The organism is Photobacterium sp. 270122K, from assembly GCF_059941365.1.
In genome coordinates this window covers 16978-34492 of the sequence record NZ_JBPOEN010000016.1, presented here as the reverse complement: position 1 = coordinate 34492, position 17515 = coordinate 16978, and the positions used below count along the sequence as shown (strand labels likewise).

Sequence of the window (17515 nt, the reverse complement as noted above, 5' to 3'; positions counted from 1 at the left end):
TGTTCCTTATCCGTTATTCGGGCAGCCGATGTTCTAACTGCCACAGTTGCGCTAATGCTTCACGCTCACGCACCACGTGCGTCTGCTGGCCGTCGACCATGATCTCTGCTGCTCGAACACGGGAGTTATAGTTTGATGCCATCACGAAGCCATAAGCACCGGCTGAGCGTACCGCCAGTAAATCGCCCGGCGCCAGACATAAAGCACGATCTTTACCGATGAAATCACCGGTTTCACAAATCGGGCCGACAAAATCGTACATCACCGCCTCACCCTCACGCGGGCTCACGGGCACAATGGCCTGCCATGCTTGGTACAAGGTTGGGCGGATCAGATCGTTCATCGCCGCATCAACAATGGCAAAATTCTTGTGTTCGGTATGCTTGAGGTATTCCACCCGCGTCAGCATCACGCCAGCATTGGCGGCAATCGCACGCCCCGGCTCAAAGATCAGCTCAAGCTCAGGGTAATCCGTCAAACGGGACATCAGCACTTTGGCGTATTCTGACGGCTCGGGCGGACGCTCATCATTGTAAGTGACCCCCAAGCCGCCGCCGACATCCAAATGATGGATGGTAATGCCTTCGGCTTTAAGCGTTTCAATCAACGCCAGCAGACGATCAGTCGCATCCACAAACGGCGCCAAGGCCGTCAGCTGTGAGCCGATGTGACAGTCCATGCCCACCACCTGTAAGTGTGGCAGTTGATGCGCCAAACGGTACACGTCCGGCGCACGATCAAACGCGATACCGAACTTGTTATCACGCAGGCCCGTCGAAATGTACGGGTGAGTTTGTGCATCGACATCCGGATTAATGCGCAGGGAAACCGGTGCAATCACGCCCATTTCGCCAGCCACCTGATTCAGGCGTTCCAGTTCCGGTTCGGATTCCACATTGAAGCATTTGATCCCCAGCGCTAATGCCCGTTGCATCTCTGCCGCGGTTTTCCCCACGCCCGAGAAGACGACTTTACGCGGATCACCACCGGCGGCGATCACGCGCTCCAGCTCACCGCCAGACACAATGTCAAAGCCGGAGCCTAAGCGGGCCAATACGTTCAGTACCCCTAAGTTAGAGTTCGCTTTCACCGCGTAACAGATCAGGTGCGGGTGATCGGCCACCGCCTGATCAAACGCATGCCAATGGCGCTCCAAGGTGGCGCGTGAATACACGTACAGCGGCGTGCCAAAGCGCGCGGCTAACTCGGTCAGTGGTACCTCTTCGGCCCAGAGCTGGCCATCTTGCTGGTAGTTAAAATAATCCAATGTCGTCTCTTCCCTGTCTGTCTTGTTATGAGTCTTGCGGCTGCTCGGTGTCGTCAGGCATGTACAACGGTCCACTCTGGCCACAGCCAGTCAGTGCCAGTACACCCAGAAGTAAAATTGCTAATAAACCTTTACGCATTTGTCAAAGCCAGTGATTATCATTTCATTGCCCTCTATAATCGCACCCATACTAGGAAAAGCAATAGGATGAACCGGGATGAATGATACAGAATTCCATAAGTTGGCCGATGACGTGCTAATGCGCATTGAAGAAGGCATCGAGGAATCCGGTGTGGACATTGAATTCGAGACCATGGGCAACGTCCTGACGCTGGAATTTGAAAACCGCAGCCAGATCGTGATCAACCGCCAAGAGCCTTTACATGAAATTTGGTTGGCGTCGAAATCCGGCGGCTACCATTTCACATACCAAGACGGTGAGTGGCACTGTACCCGCAGTGGCGCAGAATTGATCGCATTGGTGAAGCAAGAATGCACCGTGCATGCGGGCGAAGCGGTCGACTGGTAAACCAACATGGTAAGCCCGATGCGCACACCGCTGTCCACAACGCAAAAACGAGAGCCTAAGCTCTCGTTTTTTGTTTATGCCGACCGCAGAACGTGCGATGCCGATCAGCGAGAGGCAACGTTCAACACGGCACTCACAGATGGCGTCACCGGACAACGCGGCGGTTGTTGCCCGCTTTTAAACGGCAGCACCTGTGGATCACCTTTGTCGTTACGCACAATGTCGTAGAACTGCGGCAAATTAAAGTTGATGAAGTTGGCGCTGTAGCAGAAACGATCTTGCGCCGAGGTGTAAAAACTGTTCACCCCATGCACCATTTCATCTTTGTTACCGCTGCACTGGCGATACACTTCAATGCGGTTCGCTTCATCCAAAATATAGATGTTGAAGCCGTCATCACAGTCTTCAAAGAAGAACTGGATCAGACCTTCACTGGCGTACGCATCGACGATTTCTGGCGGATGTGGCTCATCGGTTTTACCCATCACCAAGTTTGCCGCGCCCATCAACTTGTTGGTGGAAATACAGCTGTAGAAATCCACCGAGTTTTCCAGTTTCTGCACGGACACGCCACGGCGTTCAAAGAACAAACCATGGGTCTGCTGACCGATACGGATCGCTTTAAAGCGGCGGCGTTTTTCCTGCTCAACCGGTTTTAAACGCATCTCGATACATTCGGCCACCAACTGATACACCAAGTTACGGATCAGGCCGCGCATGTGCTTGCTGTAACAGAATACGTCGACCGACTCCGGTGGCAACGCATCCTGGTGCATTTTACCGAGCACGGTTTTCAATGCATCCAGCATGGCATTTTCGCCGGTGAAGTTCAGCGTTCGCACTTCGTTCCACGAATTGCGGTACACCAAATCCACACTGCCCACCAAGCATTGTTGTTCTGGGCCGTAGCTGAAAATATCAGTATTTTTGAAATCAAACCGTACCGAGCGATTTTTCAGCGCGGTGGTCGGATCGTTTTCTAAATTGATAAACAACCCCAACTGGCGGATCTCACACGGACTCGACAGCGCCTGCAAACTCGGTTGCGGGCGACGGATCGGGAAGGTGTTGCGAATATCGCTGACCAATTGGTAGAGCTTGTCGATGTCCAACGCCGAGTCACGCACCACGGTGTGCAAACAGGTCGATTCGGTCAACAAGCCATTAAAATACGCCCACGCCACCAGCTTACTCAGGTAGCGGTTATGCTCCAGCGCCGGACGGCCCATGATGGCAATCGGATCCAGCGGCTGTTTATACAAGTACCATCCCGCCGTATTCTTGCGACCGGCCGGCACTTGGATCAGGGTTAAATCTTGTTCGTGCAGATCCGGTGACAACTGCGGATTAAGCAGCGTCACTTTACCCGGCAACACCTCAAACGCCGCGTAGAGCTTACGCGCCAGAATACTGATGTCTTCCGGACTGATGGCAGAGGTAATGTTATTGCGACGGGCAAACCGGATCAGGTTACGGTAGCTGAGCATCAACGCGTCCAGCAGGCCGTTGTGGGCGCTTTTCACCAGCTCCACTTTCCAATCACGGCGATTATCGAGTTCGTGTAACACGTCGTACGACCAGCCCCATGATGTGGTCAGATCTTCCAACACCTTGCGGCGCCACGGCACCGAACCCAAACCGGGCTTGCGGGTCAACTTTTCATGGGTTTTGAGGTAGAAGCAACGGCGGACCAAATCTAAACGGCGGTGATCGCTGATGCGCTCAAGGTAACGGGTCACCTTCTCTAGCATCAGGAAGTACGCATCCATACAGAATTCGGTACGGTCGATAGCGAAGAAACGGCGCTTACCGTCCACACTCAATAACTGGGTGTACGGGTATTCCCACGAATACGCTTCCAGCAAAATGGCTTTCAGCACAGACTTGTATGGGGAGTCGATACTCTTGTACAGCTGCCATAAACTTGAGCCAAAGTATTCTTCGGCCGGAATACGGGATAGCCCACCAAAATCGATCCACTCATCACGACGGATAAACCCGCCTTTGACTAAGTAGCAGACATAGTCGTCGTAACACTCTTCCATTTCCGGTGGGACCATAAACCATAATAACGGTTGGCCACCCAGACACACGGCAGAACGGTAAAACTCATCCAGCAGCAACAAGTGCTGGCTAGAGCCACAGTTTTCACCGGTCATTTGTTCGGAAAAGTTATCGCGGAAACGATTTTCGTCAATCAGGAAGAAGTTGGCTTCTACGCCTTGGGTCATGGCCCATTCAGAGACAAGGGCACATTTGGCATCGAGCGCTTGGCGCGCATCGGCCGGCATATCGGTGCGAACACAGACCCAGATATCAAGATCACTGGTCAGGCTTTGCCCCAATGAGGCCGTACTGCCCATGGCATACAGGCCCAAAATAGGCAGGCGTTCACCCGTTGGTGGGGCAAGAGTAGCAGAAACAGCCAAACAGCAGTCATCTATGAACTGCTGCTGAGGTTCGGTCGTCAAAAACGACGCGATCCCGACCGATACCGCCTGATCAAGGTAACCAGGGATCGCCGGGTGATTGTAATGAAGCAAGACAGGCAAGATGTCAAAAACTTGCACCGATTGGGCGCTCATCGCGGCACGTGCTCGTGTAAGACGAAGCTCGTTTAGCTGATCCTGTCTGCTTTTTAGCGTTTCGATATAGTTCTGCAAATTACTCTTCCAAGAGCTGCCAGCTTCAGAGCGGCCCAAATCTTGTCACTAATGCGGTAGAGAGAACTCTGCCCAGGAGTAAAAACGTGATCAATCTAACAGTTTTTGCATTAACCGTAAAGATAATAACGTTTTGTGACAAAATATGAATGCGCTGTCATTTCGCTGGCTTGACCCATCCGTAGCCTGCCCCTCATGAAGCTAGTACACCCGGACAAAATCGCTACTTTGCGGGTCTGGCTCATGTTTTTGCATGAGGGTTCCGTGAGAGGAGTCACATTAATTCCTCCTCAGTTCAAGACAATACTGCGTCGACGCACTGACAGCAACACACGAATTACCATCCCTGCTCAGTAATGGTAGGATTAGACTATAAATCAATGCTATTGCTAACGAGAACTGTGGAATCACTGTATGACTGAGACCCCTATCCGCATTGCCACCCGCAAAAGCCCGCTGGCGATGTGGCAAGCTGAATTTGTGAAAGACGCCCTTGAACAAGCCCACCCTGGCTTAGTCGTCGAGTTGGTCCCGATGGTCACCAAAGGTGACATCATTCTGGACACGCCATTAGCCAAAGTTGGCGGTAAAGGATTATTTGTCAAAGAGCTGGAAGTCGCGATGCTGGAAGGCCGCGCTGACATCGCCGTGCACTCAATGAAAGATGTGCCGGTCGAGTTCCCTGAAGGACTAGGTTTGGTCACCATTTGTGAGCGCGAAGATCCGCGTGATGCCTTTGTCTCTAACCACTATGACAGCATTGAGCAATTGCCCGCTGGCGCCGTTGTCGGCACATCTAGCTTGCGTCGTCAGTGCCAGTTGCGCGCTCAGCGTCCGGATCTGATCGTGAAAGATTTGCGTGGTAACGTAAATACCCGTTTGAGCAAGCTCGATAACGGTGAATACGATGCCATTATTCTGGCCTGCGCCGGTTTGATGCGTTTGAATATGCACGACCGTATTCGCGGTGCTATTGCCCCTGAAGTCAGCCTACCCGCCGTGGGTCAAGGCGCCGTGGGCATTGAGTGCCGTTTGGATGATGATCGCGTACGTCGATTGTTGACCGCCCTCAGCCATGCCGACACCACCACCCGCGTGCTGTGTGAGCGTGCCATGAACAACCGTCTGCAAGGCGGCTGTCAGGTGCCAATTGGTAGCTATGCGGAACTGGAAGGGGATCAAATTTGGTTACGTGCACTGGTCGGTGAACCGGACGGCAGCCAAATTGTCGCCGGCGAGATCCGTGGCGCACAAGCCGATGCCGAAGCGCTCGGTATCCAACTGGCCGATCAGCTATTGGCTGACGGTGCCAAGCAGATCCTTGATACGCTTTACGGCAACCACTAATGACCGTACTGATCACCCGCCCAGCCCCTGACGGCCCTGAGCTTGCTCAGCAGCTCAATGCTGCGGGGATCAGTGCCCTTGCCCAGCCCCTGCTGCATATTCAGCCGGGGCATGAACTCTCTGCTCTCCCGACCTGCCTGCACACCTTACAATCTGACGATTTTCTGATTGTAATCAGTGCTCACGCCGCCGACTTTGCGCACAATTACTTGCTGTCGGTAGGTGTCAGTTGGCCAAAAAACGTGCATTATATAGCCGTTGGCCATAAAACCGCCGCAACGATGAAACGCCACACAAACCAGCCCGTTCATTGTCCTGAAACAGACTGTGACAGTGAGGGGGTATTGCGTTTACCGATCCTCGATCAGGTGAAGGGAAAACGCGTGGTGATCCTGCGTGGCAACGGCGGTCGAGAGACGATGTATCAACACCTGCTACAACGTGGTGCCGAGGTACGCTATTGCGAAACCTACCGCCGCGAGTGGCTACCGCTTGATGGTCAACTCCTGTGCCAGCAATGGCTATGTGCAGGCATGGATGCCCTGGTAGTAACCAGTGGTGAACAACTGGCGTTCTTGACCCAACTGGTTCCAGACAGCGCCAAGGCTTGGTTTCTTCAATGCCAGCTTTTCGTACCAAGCCAGCGAATCGCCGATCAAGCCACCCGGCTTGGTTATCGTTTTATTTCCAATGTGGGCAGTGCGGCCAACGGCCCGCTATTCACCACCCTAAGCAAGAAAGGCACAATGGGAAAATCGGATGACTGATAAAAAAACCAATAAAGATAACGCTGCTGAACCATCACAGTCCGCAGCGAAAGCCGCCTCTCCGCAGGCAGCAAATAAGGCACAAACGGACAAGCCTGCATCAAGCACCCCATCCGCTGCGTCCGCCAATGCCCCGACCGCCCCTGCAGAAAAAGCAAGCGGCAGCAAAACAGGCTTGGTGGCAATCGCCCTTGTGATCGCACTCGGTGCCGGTTTGTATTACCACGGCCACCAGCAAACACTGGCGCAAAATGCGCAAATGACAGCATTGCAGCAAGAGATCACCTCGCTGCAGTCTTCACTGCAAGCCTCGCTGAAAACGTCACAGCAAGCGACCCAGAAACAAGTCACGGGTGCCTTGCAACAAACCGAAGTGGCCCTCTCTCAGCAAGAAAACTCCATCACCAGCCTGCAAATGGCACTGGCTGAAGTCAAAGGTCGTCGTCCGAATGACTGGCTACTGGCTGAAGCGGATTACTTGGTGAAAATGGCCGGCCGCAAGCTGAACTTGGAACACGATACCGTCAGCGCGATCATTTTGCTGGAATCGGCAGACCACCGCATTGCGGAGCTAAACGATCCTAGCCTGACTCCACTTCGCCGCGCGATGCGCTCGGATATCACCACGTTAAAAGCCATTCCGCGTATTGACCGTGATGTCATCGTGCTGAGCTTAGATACCCTGCAAGAAAAGATTCCAACCCTGCCGCTGGCCAACGCCATCATTCCTGAGGCAGAGGTCACTGAAAAAGCCGAAGTGTCGAACTCTGTGGATGACTGGAAAACCAACCTGATGACGTCACTGAAAAGCTTCAGTGAACACTTTGTCACTTACCGTACCCGTGATGGCAGCGTGATCCCACTGTTGTCACCGAAGCAGGATTTCTACTTGCAGGAAAACATCAAGTGGAAGCTGACCACCGCCATTACCGCGGTCTACCGTGAACAAGAAGCCGTGTATCGCTCGTCACTGGAAACCGCTAAAGCGTGGGCTGAGCAGTTCTACAACATGGATGATCCGAAGGTGCAAGCCTTTATCTCCGAACTCGACAAGCTGGCACAGCAAAAGATTGATGTGGATTACCCGGAAAAGCTGGAATCCGCAGCCCCAATCACCGACGCCGTCCGTGATCGCCTGCGCCAGCAAGTGACACCACTGAACGCAGAGGAGAACCCAGCATGATCCGACTTTTACTGCTGGTTGTCGCCCTGATCGCAGGGGTGGTTGCCGGTCCGATGCTCGCGGGTAACCAAGGGTATGTGTTAATTTCGGCGGCAAACCAGACGCTGGAAATGAGCCTGACCACGCTGATTTTGCTGGTTGTGGTGCTGTTTGGTGCCTTCTTCCTGCTCGAAACCTTGTTAAAGCGCCTGTTCTCACTGAGCAGCAGCACCCGTGGTTGGTTCTCTGGCCGTAAAGCACGCAAAGCCCGCCAACAAACCTCTGTCGGTTTGATGAAGGTGATTGAAGGCGACTGGAAACATGCCGAAAAGCTGGTTGTGAAATCGGCCAAGTACAGCGACACGCCGTTGCTGAACTATTTGGCTGCCGCCGAAGCGGCACAAGGCCAAGGCAATGCCAGCCAACGTGACGAGTACCTGAAACTGGCCGCTGATATCGACGGTCAAAGCCTGGCTGTCGCGCTAACCCGTGCCAAGCTGCAATTCCGTCAGCAACAGTACGAGCAAGCCGTCGCAACCTTGCAAGATATTCAGCACGATCACAGCCGCAACCCGGTACTGCTTAGCCTGCTCAAAGAGTGCTACATCAAGCTGGAAGACTGGAAGCCGTTGTTAGCCAGCCTGCCACAACTTGAAAAAGCGGGCGTGCTGACGGCGGAAGCAGCGTTTGAGCTGGCACTGAAAGCCGAATGCGGCATCATGCACCATATGGCCAAACACCAAGGCACCGAAGGCCTGATGGGCTACTGGAACAGCCTGAGCCGCAAAGAGAAGCAACGCCCCGAGCTGATTGCCTGCTTTGTGCGCCTGATGAGCCAGCACCACGCCGACAACGAAGCCTATACGGTGTTGCGTGATGCATTGAAGAAAAACTCCGATGAAAGCCTGATCGCATTGGTACCGGCGTTGAACCTGCCGGATAACCATCCTGCCATTGTGCGCCTGCAAGAGCTATTGCGTTATGACAGCAGCAACCCAAGCACGCACAGTGCGCTGGGTCAGTTGTTTATGCGTGAAGGCAAGTGGGAAGACGCTAAGCAGCATTTGGAGAAGGCGATTGCCCTGCGTCCGAATGTGATCGACTACGGTTACCTGATCGAGGTTCTGGATAAGTTGGAAGACACCCAAGGCGCAGCGACCCTGTCGCGTGAAGCGTTAACACTGGCGTTACCCAACAAGTCAGCCTAAGCGTTACTGAGCGGCCACCCGCCCAGACAAAACTGTCACATTTCTTCATCAAAAAGCACCCGAATGGGTGCTTTTTTATTCCCTATAAAAATATGAATATTAATAACTTACCATTACTGTTTCTAAGTGTTAACAGACGTTTCAGCCTGTATCTAAAGTATTGATAACAAAATGTAAACATCATCTAATAGGGGTTCTTATTGCTCTACAGATGGATAACTAACTATGGATATGCTTCCTTGGTTAATCGTATCTGGGATCATTGTTGCTGTGATCACCTGCCTCATGACGGCAGTACTGATCAAAGAGTCATAATCCCATTATAAAAAAACCTCCGTCAGGAGGTTTTTTTTATGTCCGCTATTTCGCTAGGCTGCTGCGCTACCGCGCCAAGGCCGTTTTCACCTTACCCAGTACCTTCTCATAGCGCTTCACGGCCTTGGCCGCTTTCTTCAGCATCTTGCGTTTCTTTTTCGCCAGCTTCGTCAGCTTTTTGATGTGCTTACGCGATGCGTGACTCGACAGCGTCTCTGCCACGGCCGACTCGGCTGTCGTCACCTGATTGTCATCGTGTGACGCGACCGCCTCATGCACGGCGCTGGCGACCGATGCCGCCTCACTCACGGCAGGCGTCAGCACTGGTAACGTGGCCGGTGATACCACGGGCGTCGACGGCGCAAGCACGGCGGCGCGCGGTAATGCACTTGGCTTACACAGGTAGACTTTTTTCGATGCCACCCGGGCACAACTGCTGCACATATAATTCGGCACACTGACTATCTGGCTGATCGCATCAAACTGATCCGCCAGCTCAATCCGCCGGTATTTACACAATGACTTCGCCATGCCTGTTCTCCCGCTTACCGTACCGATGGCCTCTCCGCCTATCCCGTACGTACTGCCATCATTTCACCATGATAATATCGCCCCGCGTCAGCGAAGGCTACTTCATCGCGGCTTTGACATAGACATCAAAACGGTTTTTCTTGGTTTCAATCACTGCCGACGGGGTGTGATCCGCCAAGCACTCGGCATAATCCGGCCGTTTGACGACCACACGTTTGGTCGCTAATTGCAGCGCCGGTGCCAATAAGGCATCCGCGTCATTATCGGCTCCGACCAAGGTCTGGAACACGCGCATTTCTTTTTTCACCAACGCCGATTTTTTCTTGTGCGGGTACATCGGATCCAAATACACCACATCCGGTGCCACGAAGTTAGGATCGGCCGCCAATTGCGCGAGAGCATCATGGCTGGACGCGTGCAACAAGCTCAAACGCTCGCTGATCCAACCGCCAATTTCACGGTCGGCTTTGGCGCGTGCCAAGCCGTCATCCAATAACGCCGCCACCACCGGATGACGCTCTACCATTTGCACCTTGCAGCCTAACGAGGCCAATACAAAGGCATCACGTCCCAAGCCTGCCGTCGCATCCACCACGGTCGGAGAGACGCCCCCTTTCAGGCCGACCGCTTTCGCAATGGCCTGGCCACGCCCCCCACCAAATTTACGACGGTGTGCAGCTGCCCCACTCACTAAATCCACATAGACCGCGCCCAACTTGGGTTCGTCACGTTTGTGCAGCTCTAAACGCTCGTCAGTCAGCACCAAGGCAAATGCGCAGTCAGGATCATGGCTCAGCCCCCAACGTGCAGCGAGTTGGTCCAGATCAGGTTGGCGTTCAGGGTTTTCACAAATAAGGGCTAGTTGCACAAGGCTCTCCAATCAATACGGTTTCCTGCCGTCGCAGGAGATGGGGGCGGATTATACCACCTCTTGGCGGCGGCTCAATTGCGCAACCAGTGCGTCTAACGGTTGCGGCCGCCCAAACAGATACCCTTGCGCGTAATCGACCCCAATCGTCTCCAGACATGCCAGAATCGCGTCATCCTCGACAAATTCCGCCACCGTCTGTTTCCCCATCGTCTTCGCCAATTCATTGATGGCTTTCACCATGGCGAAATCCATCTCATCGTTGGCCATATCACGCACAAACATGCCATCAATCTTTATGATATCGACCGGCATGCGTTTCAGGTAACCGAACGACGATAAGCCCGAACCAAAATCATCCAGTGAAATTCGGCAGCCCAATGCCCGCAGTTGACCAAACAGACGAATGGCTTCACTCAAGTTACTGATCGCCGCCGTTTCGGTGATTTCCAGACACAGCTTGTGGGTCGGCAGACCCGACTGGCTGATCTGCGCCAGTAAAAATTGCACAAAATCCCGATCCCCCATCGACTGTCCCGACAGGTTAATCGCACACATGTCGAGGGATGCCACCGCGTCAGGGTGCGCGCGCAACCAGGTCACGACCTCGGTCACCACATAACGATCAATACGGTGGGCTAAATTATAGCGCTCTGCCGCCGGCATGAAGATCGCGGGCGAGACAATCTCACCGTTTTCATCGCGGATCCGCACCAAGATTTCATAGTGCTGACGGCCATCATCCCCCTGCAACGGCGCGATCTGTTGGGCGTAGATCTCCAATCGTCGATCGGCCAAGGCACGACGGATCAAGCTGACGCACTCCATCTCCAACTCTCGGCGGCGCAACTCTTCATCGTCAGGGTGATACACATGCAGGCGATTACGCCCTTCATCTTTGGCGGCATAACAAGCCGTATCCGCCTGAGCATGCACCTGCTGTGCTGAGCCCGCGGTCTCATCAATCATCCGCAAACCAATCGAGCCACTGAAACTAAAACGGGTGTTTTTCCAATAAAACTCGGACGCTTCCAACACCCTCAAGACTTCTCGCCCAAAGGCGTCCGCCTCCGCCAAGTTGCAATCGAGCAGGATCACGGCGAATTCATCGCCCCCCAACCGCGCCAATGTTGCCGAGGTCGGCGTGATATCCTGCAACAATAACGCCACTTGCTTAAGGGCTTCATCCCCCGCCTCATGGCCTGCGGTGTCATTGATGATTTTGAATTGATCCAAATCGATGTACAGCATCGCGTGCTGTGCCCCGTTGTCACGCGCGGCCAGCGATGCCTGCTCCAAGTGTTGTTCAAAGTGGCTGCGGTTATACAGATCGGTCAAATCATCATGGCAGGCTTGGTAGGCCAAACGGGCTTCCAGTGCATACGTAGCGGTAATGTCTTCCCCCACCACCAGAACCTGACGATGCTGTCCCTGACGAATGGTTTCGCGCACCCAAACTTGACGGCCATCGGCACAACAATAACGCAGTTGACGCCGCCATACTCGCTGGTTGGCGCCCTCACTCGGCGTGGCAAGGAATTGCTGCGGAAGGGTGTCTTCTTCGCCATAAAAACTGCTGATCTTGTGGCCCAGCAGTTCTCGCTTGCTGTACCCCAGCAAATCCGCGGCAAACTGGTTTACCGACTGGATACGCGATTGGTGATCCACCGTCAGCAGCATCACCGGTTGCTGTTCATACAACAGACGGTAGCTGATCTCGCGCTCACGTAAGGTTTCTTCCATCTGATGGCGGGTCGTCACATCCCGCGCTTCAAACAAAAACTGCACACCGCTGTGCGTGGTTTCTGGGAGCCGTTTGATCCCGACATCCAACATACGATGACCGTCTTCGTCACTTTGAATTTCCAGTTCCAGCCGCATCGCCTGTTCTGACGTTACGGCCGAAAACGCTTGATTCAAGGCCACCATAGCCTGCGTATTCCAGCAATACCAACGCCACATTGGTCGATCGTATTTCAGTACCGCGCGCCCGACCAATTCTTGCAGTGCCACGTTACCCGAGACCAATTGGCCATCAGCATCCAAAATGCCGATAAACTGAAAGCTCTGATCGAAGACCCCTTCAAACAGCGCATGACTTTGTTGCAGTTGCTGCTCCCCTTTGCGCAAGCGACGGATCACCAGCATGAGCATCACAATGATGCCGCCCATGATGCCGGAAGCCAGCCCCAGCACTTTCAGCTCACGCTGGTAACGCTGGAACCACGGCAATAAAGGGGATATTTGGGTTGCAGAACGTTCAAGGTGGGAGATATCTAGCTGCCAACGGGTCAACATCGGGGTGCTGAACATCGCCTTGCCGGTAGAATGGATATAGCAGGGGAAACGGGTGATGTCCCCGTCCAGCACACGCGTCAGTGCTTGACCGGCCACAAAACCTTTATCATAACCGCTGGTCATGACACCACCGACCGCGCCATCTTCCAACATATAGTTGAACGACGCGTACACGGGCGCATTGGCTTCGGCGGTGAGCTTGGCCAGGAACTCGCCACTTTCAAGGAAGGCACCATCACTGTCGTGATAATAGGAAATAAAAATGATCGCGCTGTTTTTCGGCACGTTGGCCATCTGCGTAAAGATATCGGCAAAACGGCCTTGGTCAATACGGATCACTTCCACCGTAGAGGCATGGCTGGCCTGATAATCAGCCACGCCCGCCCACAATGCGGCACCGGTGGTAGTGTGATCAGCAATGATGTATATGCGCTCGAGCTGCGGTTGCAGCGACTGGGCCAGCGCAATGTTATCAGAAGGATCGGTCTGCTCCAGAACCCCTACCACTTGGTTCAGGCGGGCATGTTGGGCCGGCGTATAGTCATTGACCCCAACAAAAATCACCGGCGTGTTCCCCAGCAAATCAGCCAGTGCATTGAGCAACCACAGGGCGTGGTTATCGACCGCGACAATGGCCTTAAAACACTCCGTGTTGAGTTTGGCGCGGTAGATCTCAACCAGCGCCTGTAGATAGGCTGGCGACTGGTAACGTTTGGTGTCCATGTAGTTCACATGGAGATCAATCTCAGATTGGGCGATGCCCTGCACCAACCCGGTTTGCAGCGAGTCAGTCCAATGCATACCACGGTGGTAAGAATGAAGCACCAGCGCATCATGGCACTCACTGGCCGCCTCCGCCGGTGGCGCCACACTGAGCCACCCAGCTACCAAAAGAGAAATAAGAAACCCCACCCTGCCACCTTGATCCTGTCTGAAATACCCCACCCCGGTTGATGACACGGTCAATTTACTCCCTCCGTGCGACCACCAGAGCAGCGAAACCCGTGAATTTGTTTTAAGATAACCGGGAGAGACGCAGTATAAGACACTATAAAATCAACACAAACAAAGGATTGCATCAACCGTGAACACACCAATCCGAATCGACGACTTAGATCGCGAGATCCTCAACGCCTTGATGAACGATGCGCGTACCCCGTACGCGGAAATGGCCAAACGCTTCAATGTCAGCCCGGCGACCGTGCATGTGCGCGTCGAAAAAATGCGGGCTGCCGCAATCATTACCGGCACCGAAGTGATCGTGAACCACAAATTGCTTGGCTATGACGTGTGCTGCTTTATCGGCATCAACCTGAACGCCGCGCGCGATTACCATTCTGCGCTGGCCAAGCTCAATGCGCTGGATGAAGTGGTCGAGGCGTACTACACCACCGGCGCCTACAACATTTTCGTCAAGCTGATGTGTAAATCGATTGAAGAACTGCAATATGTCCTGATCGACAAGTTGCAGGCCATTGATGAAGTGCAGTCCACAGAGACGCTGATCTCATTGCAAAACCCGATCAATCGTAATGTGAAGCCGTGAGACGCACACAAAAAAGCCGAGGTGACGAAGAATCACATCGGCTTTTTTATTGATTGCCGCGCAATCAAATGAGGCAACGCATTAGTTGCGCTTCGCGTCTTCCGCCAGCCACTCAGCGACCACTTTGGCAAAGTACGTCAGTACGCCATCGGCGCCCGCGCGCTTGAAGCACAACAACGATTCCATCACGGTTTCACGCTCTTTCAGCCAACCGTTTTGGATTGCTGCCATGTGCATCGCGTATTCACCCGACACTTGATACGCAAAGGTCGGTACCTGTAGTTCGGTTTTCACGCGGCGTACCACGTCTAGGTACGGCATGCCCGGCTTCACCATCACCATGTCCGCGCCTTCATTGATGTCCATCGCCACTTCGTGCAAGGCTTCATCGCTGTTCGCCGGATCCATCTGGTAGGTTTTCTTGTCGCCGCCTTTGAGGTTCGACGCTGAGCCGACCGCATCACGGAACGGACCGTAGTAGTTCGATGCGTACTTCGCGGAATACGCCATGATTTGGGTATGGATATGACCCGCAGCTTCCAACGCTTCACGGATCGCGCCAATACGGCCATCCATCATGTCAGACGGTGCCACCACATCCACGCCGGCTTCTGCGTGAGACAGGGCTTGCTTGATCAAGATCTCAGTGGTGATGTCATTCACCACATAACCGTCTTCATCGATGATGCCATCCTGACCGTGTACCGTGTACGGGTCTAATGCCACATCCGTGATCACACCCAGCTCAGGCACGGCGGCTTTCAACGCACGTACCGCACGCTGTACCAGACCTTCCGGATTGTACGCCTCTTCTGCCAGCACGGTTTTCACATCTTGTGATACCACCGGGAACAGCGCAATCGCCGGAATACCCAGTTTCGCTAGGTATGCCGCTTCTTCCAGCAGCAAATCTACCGACAGACGTTCGATACCCGGCATGGAATCCACCGTTTCACGACGGTTTTCCCCTTCCAAAATAAACATCGGGTAGATCAGATCATTCACAGAGATCTGGTTCTCAGCCATTAAACGGCGGCTGAAATCATGCTTGCGCATGCGACGCATGCGGCGAGCTGGAAACGCGCCCTGAATAGAAACAGACACGGCATACTCCTTAGTTGGGATTAATCGCTTTTTCCCGATCATACCACTCCCGTTACAGGGCGGGCGATCCGATTTGAAAAAAAGCCTGTGTGGTGGTGTAAGACGCGGCGTTCACGGCATCTGCGGTTTGGCCCCGGCACAGCGCGATCTCGTTGGCAATGTGTGGCAGGTACTGCGGCTCGTTACGGCTGGATTTCGGTTTCGGGCGCAAATTACGCGGCAGCAAATACGGGCAATCGGTCTCAATCATCAAGCGGTCATCCGGGATAAGGCCGACAATCTCACGCAATTCGGTCCCTCGACGTTCATCGCATACCCAACCGGTAATACCGATGTGCAAATCCAACGCCAGACAATCACGCAGTTCCTTTTCAGTGCCGGTAAAACAATGCAGAACGGCCGCTGGCAACTTATCACGCCACGGCGCGAGGATTGCCATAAAGCGTTCATGGGCATCGCGGCAATGCATAAACACCGGCAGGTTTAACTCGGCGGCCAATGCCAGTTGCGCCTCAAAGACGGCTTCTTGTTGAGGGCGAGGCGAGAAATCGCGGTTAAAGTCGAGCCCGCACTCACCAATGGCGATCACTTCAGGGTGGGCGGCCAAGGCACGGATCGCCGGCAACGTTAAGTCATCGACCGACTTGGCATCATGCGGGTGCACACCGGCGGTGCTATAACAATAGCCCGGCCACTGCTGGGCCATCGCCAACGCCTGCTGGCTTTCTTCAATGCTGGTACCGGTCAGGATCATGCCGTGTACGCCGGCCGCTTGGGCCCGTTCAATCACCGCGTCGCGATCTTTATCAAAGCGGCTATTTGTGAGGTTAACCCCGATATCAATCATAGTGTGGCCTTATGGTCATTCCATTCATCTGACGCACACAGTAATCAACGCGGGGGCATTTGGCTAGCCCTGCCACGCCGCACAACACGGGCGAGGCAGGGGATTGAGGAGAGACGTAAAATTAGCCTTTGTAGATTTTCGGGTTAAACACATCGCGCAACCAGTCACCCAGCAGGTTGATCACCAACACCAAGGTCACCAGCACCAGCCCCGGAAACGCCGTGATCCACCATGAGCCCGAGAAGATGTAGTTAAAGCCAATACTGATCAGCGAGCCCAGCGACGGCTGATCCACCGGCAGCCCCAACCCGAGGAATGACAAGGCCGCTTCCGACATGATGGCGTTGGCCACCTGCACGGTCGAGATCACCAAAATCGGCGATAAACAGTTCGGCAAAATATGGCGGAACATAATGCGCGGGGCTTTAAAGCCCATCACCCGTGCCGCTTCGACATACTCTTTTTTCTTCTCCGCCAGCACCGAGGCCCGCACCGTTCGGGCATACTGCGGCCATTCGGCCACCCCGATGATCACCACCAGCATAACCACCGCATATTGGGCGAACATTTCCGCCCCTAACGCGGTGCGGAAAATCGCCGAGACAATGATTGCCACCATCATGGTCGAAAATGACAATTGCACATCGGCAAAGCGCATCAGGAAGCTGTCGATCCGGCCTCCGAAATAGCCAGCACTGAGGCCAATGACGACCCCGAGCACCAACTGCAGGCTAACGGCCAGTAAACCAATGGTCAGTGACAGGCGCGAGCCGTACAAAATGGTCGAGAAGATATCTCGCCCCTGATCGTCGGTACCCAGCCAGAAACGGCTGTCGCCGTCTTCCATCCACGACGGCGGCAGCTCAGAATCCATGATATCAATGGCGGACAAGTCATACGGGTTGGTCGGGGCAAGCGCGGGCGCAAATAACGCGCTGAGCACAAACACCAAAAATACCGCAAAGCTGGTCATCGCCACTTTGTCTTTCAAAAAGTAGTACAGAAAATCCGATTGTTTAAAACGCGCCCAACGGCTTGGGGCTGTCATTGTGTTATCCATGCC

General features: G+C 53.9%; 15 protein-coding genes. 6 read left to right on the top strand and 9 right to left on the bottom strand.

What is annotated here, in order from left to right:
- Nucleotides 1-13: 13 nt before the first annotated feature.
- Nucleotides 14-1267, bottom strand: a complete 1254-nt coding sequence (lysA, locus tag ACSF8W_RS22165; protein WP_500849271.1) for a diaminopimelate decarboxylase — start codon at nt 1265-1267, stop codon at nt 14-16.
- A gap of 25 nt (nt 1268-1292) precedes the next feature.
- A complete protein-coding gene (gene lptM, locus ACSF8W_RS22160; protein WP_428477560.1) occupies nt 1293-1406 on the bottom strand; it encodes an LPS translocon maturation chaperone LptM in 114 nt (37 codons plus the stop codon).
- 78 nt (nt 1407-1484) lie between these two features.
- Here lptM and cyaY point away from each other — a divergent pair, with 78 nt between their 5' ends.
- Complete coding sequence (cyaY, locus tag ACSF8W_RS22155; protein ID WP_500849270.1) at nt 1485-1796, top strand: iron donor protein CyaY; 312 nt, start codon at nt 1485-1487, stop codon at nt 1794-1796.
- Nucleotides 1797-1900: 104 nt separating this feature from the next.
- Here cyaY and ACSF8W_RS22150 read toward each other — a convergent pair whose 3' ends face one another.
- Nucleotides 1901-4459 carry a class I adenylate cyclase gene (locus ACSF8W_RS22150; protein WP_500849269.1) on the bottom strand — a complete coding sequence of 853 codons (2559 nt, stop codon included), beginning with the start codon at nt 4457-4459 and terminating at the stop codon, nt 1901-1903.
- A 414-nt stretch (nt 4460-4873) separates the two neighbouring features.
- On the opposite strand from ACSF8W_RS22150, the gene hemC reads away from it, so the two are divergent.
- The 4 genes from hemC to ACSF8W_RS22130 are packed head-to-tail and all read left to right on the top strand — an operon-like array spanning nt 4874 to nt 8943.
- A complete protein-coding gene (hemC, locus tag ACSF8W_RS22145) occupies nt 4874-5806 on the top strand; it encodes a hydroxymethylbilane synthase (protein WP_500849268.1) in 933 nt (310 codons plus the stop codon).
- Nucleotides 5806-6573, top strand: a complete 768-nt coding sequence (locus ACSF8W_RS22140) for a uroporphyrinogen-III synthase (RefSeq protein WP_500849267.1) — start codon at nt 5806-5808, stop codon at nt 6571-6573. Before hemC ends, ACSF8W_RS22140 begins: the two co-directional genes overlap by 1 nt.
- Nucleotides 6566-7756 (top strand): uroporphyrinogen-III C-methyltransferase, encoded by a 1191-nt coding sequence (locus ACSF8W_RS22135; RefSeq protein WP_500849266.1) that lies wholly within the window; start codon nt 6566-6568, stop codon nt 7754-7756. The genes ACSF8W_RS22140 and ACSF8W_RS22135 overlap by 8 nt, the downstream gene beginning before the upstream one ends.
- Nucleotides 7753-8943 carry a heme biosynthesis HemY N-terminal domain-containing protein gene (locus ACSF8W_RS22130; protein WP_500849265.1) on the top strand — a complete coding sequence of 397 codons (1191 nt, stop codon included), beginning with the start codon at nt 7753-7755 and terminating at the stop codon, nt 8941-8943. The genes ACSF8W_RS22135 and ACSF8W_RS22130 overlap by 4 nt, the downstream gene beginning before the upstream one ends.
- Before the next feature lie 381 nt (nt 8944-9324).
- Here ACSF8W_RS22130 and ACSF8W_RS22125 read toward each other — a convergent pair whose 3' ends face one another.
- The 3 genes from ACSF8W_RS22125 to ACSF8W_RS22115 all read right to left on the bottom strand — a co-directional run bounded on the left by ACSF8W_RS22125 (nt 9325) and on the right by ACSF8W_RS22115 (nt 13867).
- Nucleotides 9325-9789, bottom strand: coding sequence for a hypothetical protein (locus ACSF8W_RS22125; protein ID WP_500849264.1), 465 nt, complete (start codon nt 9787-9789; stop codon nt 9325-9327).
- 97 nt (nt 9790-9886) lie between these two features.
- Nucleotides 9887-10657 (bottom strand): class I SAM-dependent methyltransferase, encoded by a 771-nt coding sequence (locus ACSF8W_RS22120; RefSeq protein WP_500849263.1) that lies wholly within the window; start codon nt 10655-10657, stop codon nt 9887-9889.
- Nucleotides 10658-10708: 51 nt separating this feature from the next.
- The gene (locus ACSF8W_RS22115) at nt 10709-13867 is read right to left on the bottom strand and encodes an ABC transporter substrate binding protein (protein WP_500849262.1); all 3159 of its coding nucleotides are present in this window, start codon (nt 13865-13867) and stop codon (nt 10709-10711) included.
- A 172-nt stretch (nt 13868-14039) separates the two neighbouring features.
- Here ACSF8W_RS22115 and asnC point away from each other — a divergent pair, with 172 nt between their 5' ends.
- The gene (asnC, locus tag ACSF8W_RS22110) at nt 14040-14501 is read left to right on the top strand and encodes a transcriptional regulator AsnC (RefSeq protein ID WP_500849261.1); all 462 of its coding nucleotides are present in this window, start codon (nt 14040-14042) and stop codon (nt 14499-14501) included.
- 81 nt (nt 14502-14582) lie between these two features.
- Here asnC and hemB read toward each other — a convergent pair whose 3' ends face one another.
- The 3 genes from hemB to ACSF8W_RS22095 all read right to left on the bottom strand — a co-directional run bounded on the left by hemB (nt 14583) and on the right by ACSF8W_RS22095 (nt 17512).
- Nucleotides 14583-15605, bottom strand: a complete 1023-nt coding sequence (hemB, locus tag ACSF8W_RS22105; protein WP_500849260.1) for a porphobilinogen synthase — start codon at nt 15603-15605, stop codon at nt 14583-14585.
- A 52-nt stretch (nt 15606-15657) separates the two neighbouring features.
- Nucleotides 15658-16452: a 3'-5' ssDNA/RNA exonuclease TatD gene (gene tatD, locus ACSF8W_RS22100; RefSeq protein WP_500849259.1), complete on the bottom strand. Its 795-nt coding sequence runs from the start codon at nt 16450-16452 to the stop codon at nt 15658-15660.
- A gap of 121 nt (nt 16453-16573) precedes the next feature.
- Nucleotides 16574-17512 (bottom strand): ABC transporter permease, encoded by a 939-nt coding sequence (locus ACSF8W_RS22095; protein WP_500849258.1) that lies wholly within the window; start codon nt 17510-17512, stop codon nt 16574-16576.
- Nucleotides 17513-17515: the final 3 nt, after the last annotated feature.

Bases quoted from the DNA above. Each gene is read 5' to 3' on its own strand.
- ACSF8W_RS22130 (WP_500849265.1), top strand. From the start codon at position 7,753: ATGATCCGACTTTTACTGCTGGTTGTCGCCCTGATCGCAGGGGTGGTT.
- cyaY (WP_500849270.1), top strand. From the start codon at position 1,485: ATGAATGATACAGAATTCCATAAGTTGGCCGATGACGTGCTAATGCGC.
- ACSF8W_RS22095 (WP_500849258.1), bottom strand. From the start codon at position 17,512: ATGGATAACACAATGACAGCCCCAAGCCGTTGGGCGCGTTTTAAACAA.
- lptM (WP_428477560.1), bottom strand. From the start codon at position 1,406: ATGCGTAAAGGTTTATTAGCAATTTTACTTCTGGGTGTACTGGCACTG.
- hemC (WP_500849268.1), top strand. From the start codon at position 4,874: ATGACTGAGACCCCTATCCGCATTGCCACCCGCAAAAGCCCGCTGGCG.
- ACSF8W_RS22135 (WP_500849266.1), top strand. From the start codon at position 6,566: ATGACTGATAAAAAAACCAATAAAGATAACGCTGCTGAACCATCACAG.
- ACSF8W_RS22125 (WP_500849264.1), bottom strand. From the start codon at position 9,789: ATGGCGAAGTCATTGTGTAAATACCGGCGGATTGAGCTGGCGGATCAG.
- ACSF8W_RS22140 (WP_500849267.1), top strand. From the start codon at position 5,806: ATGACCGTACTGATCACCCGCCCAGCCCCTGACGGCCCTGAGCTTGCT.
- tatD (WP_500849259.1), bottom strand. From the start codon at position 16,452: ATGATTGATATCGGGGTTAACCTCACAAATAGCCGCTTTGATAAAGAT.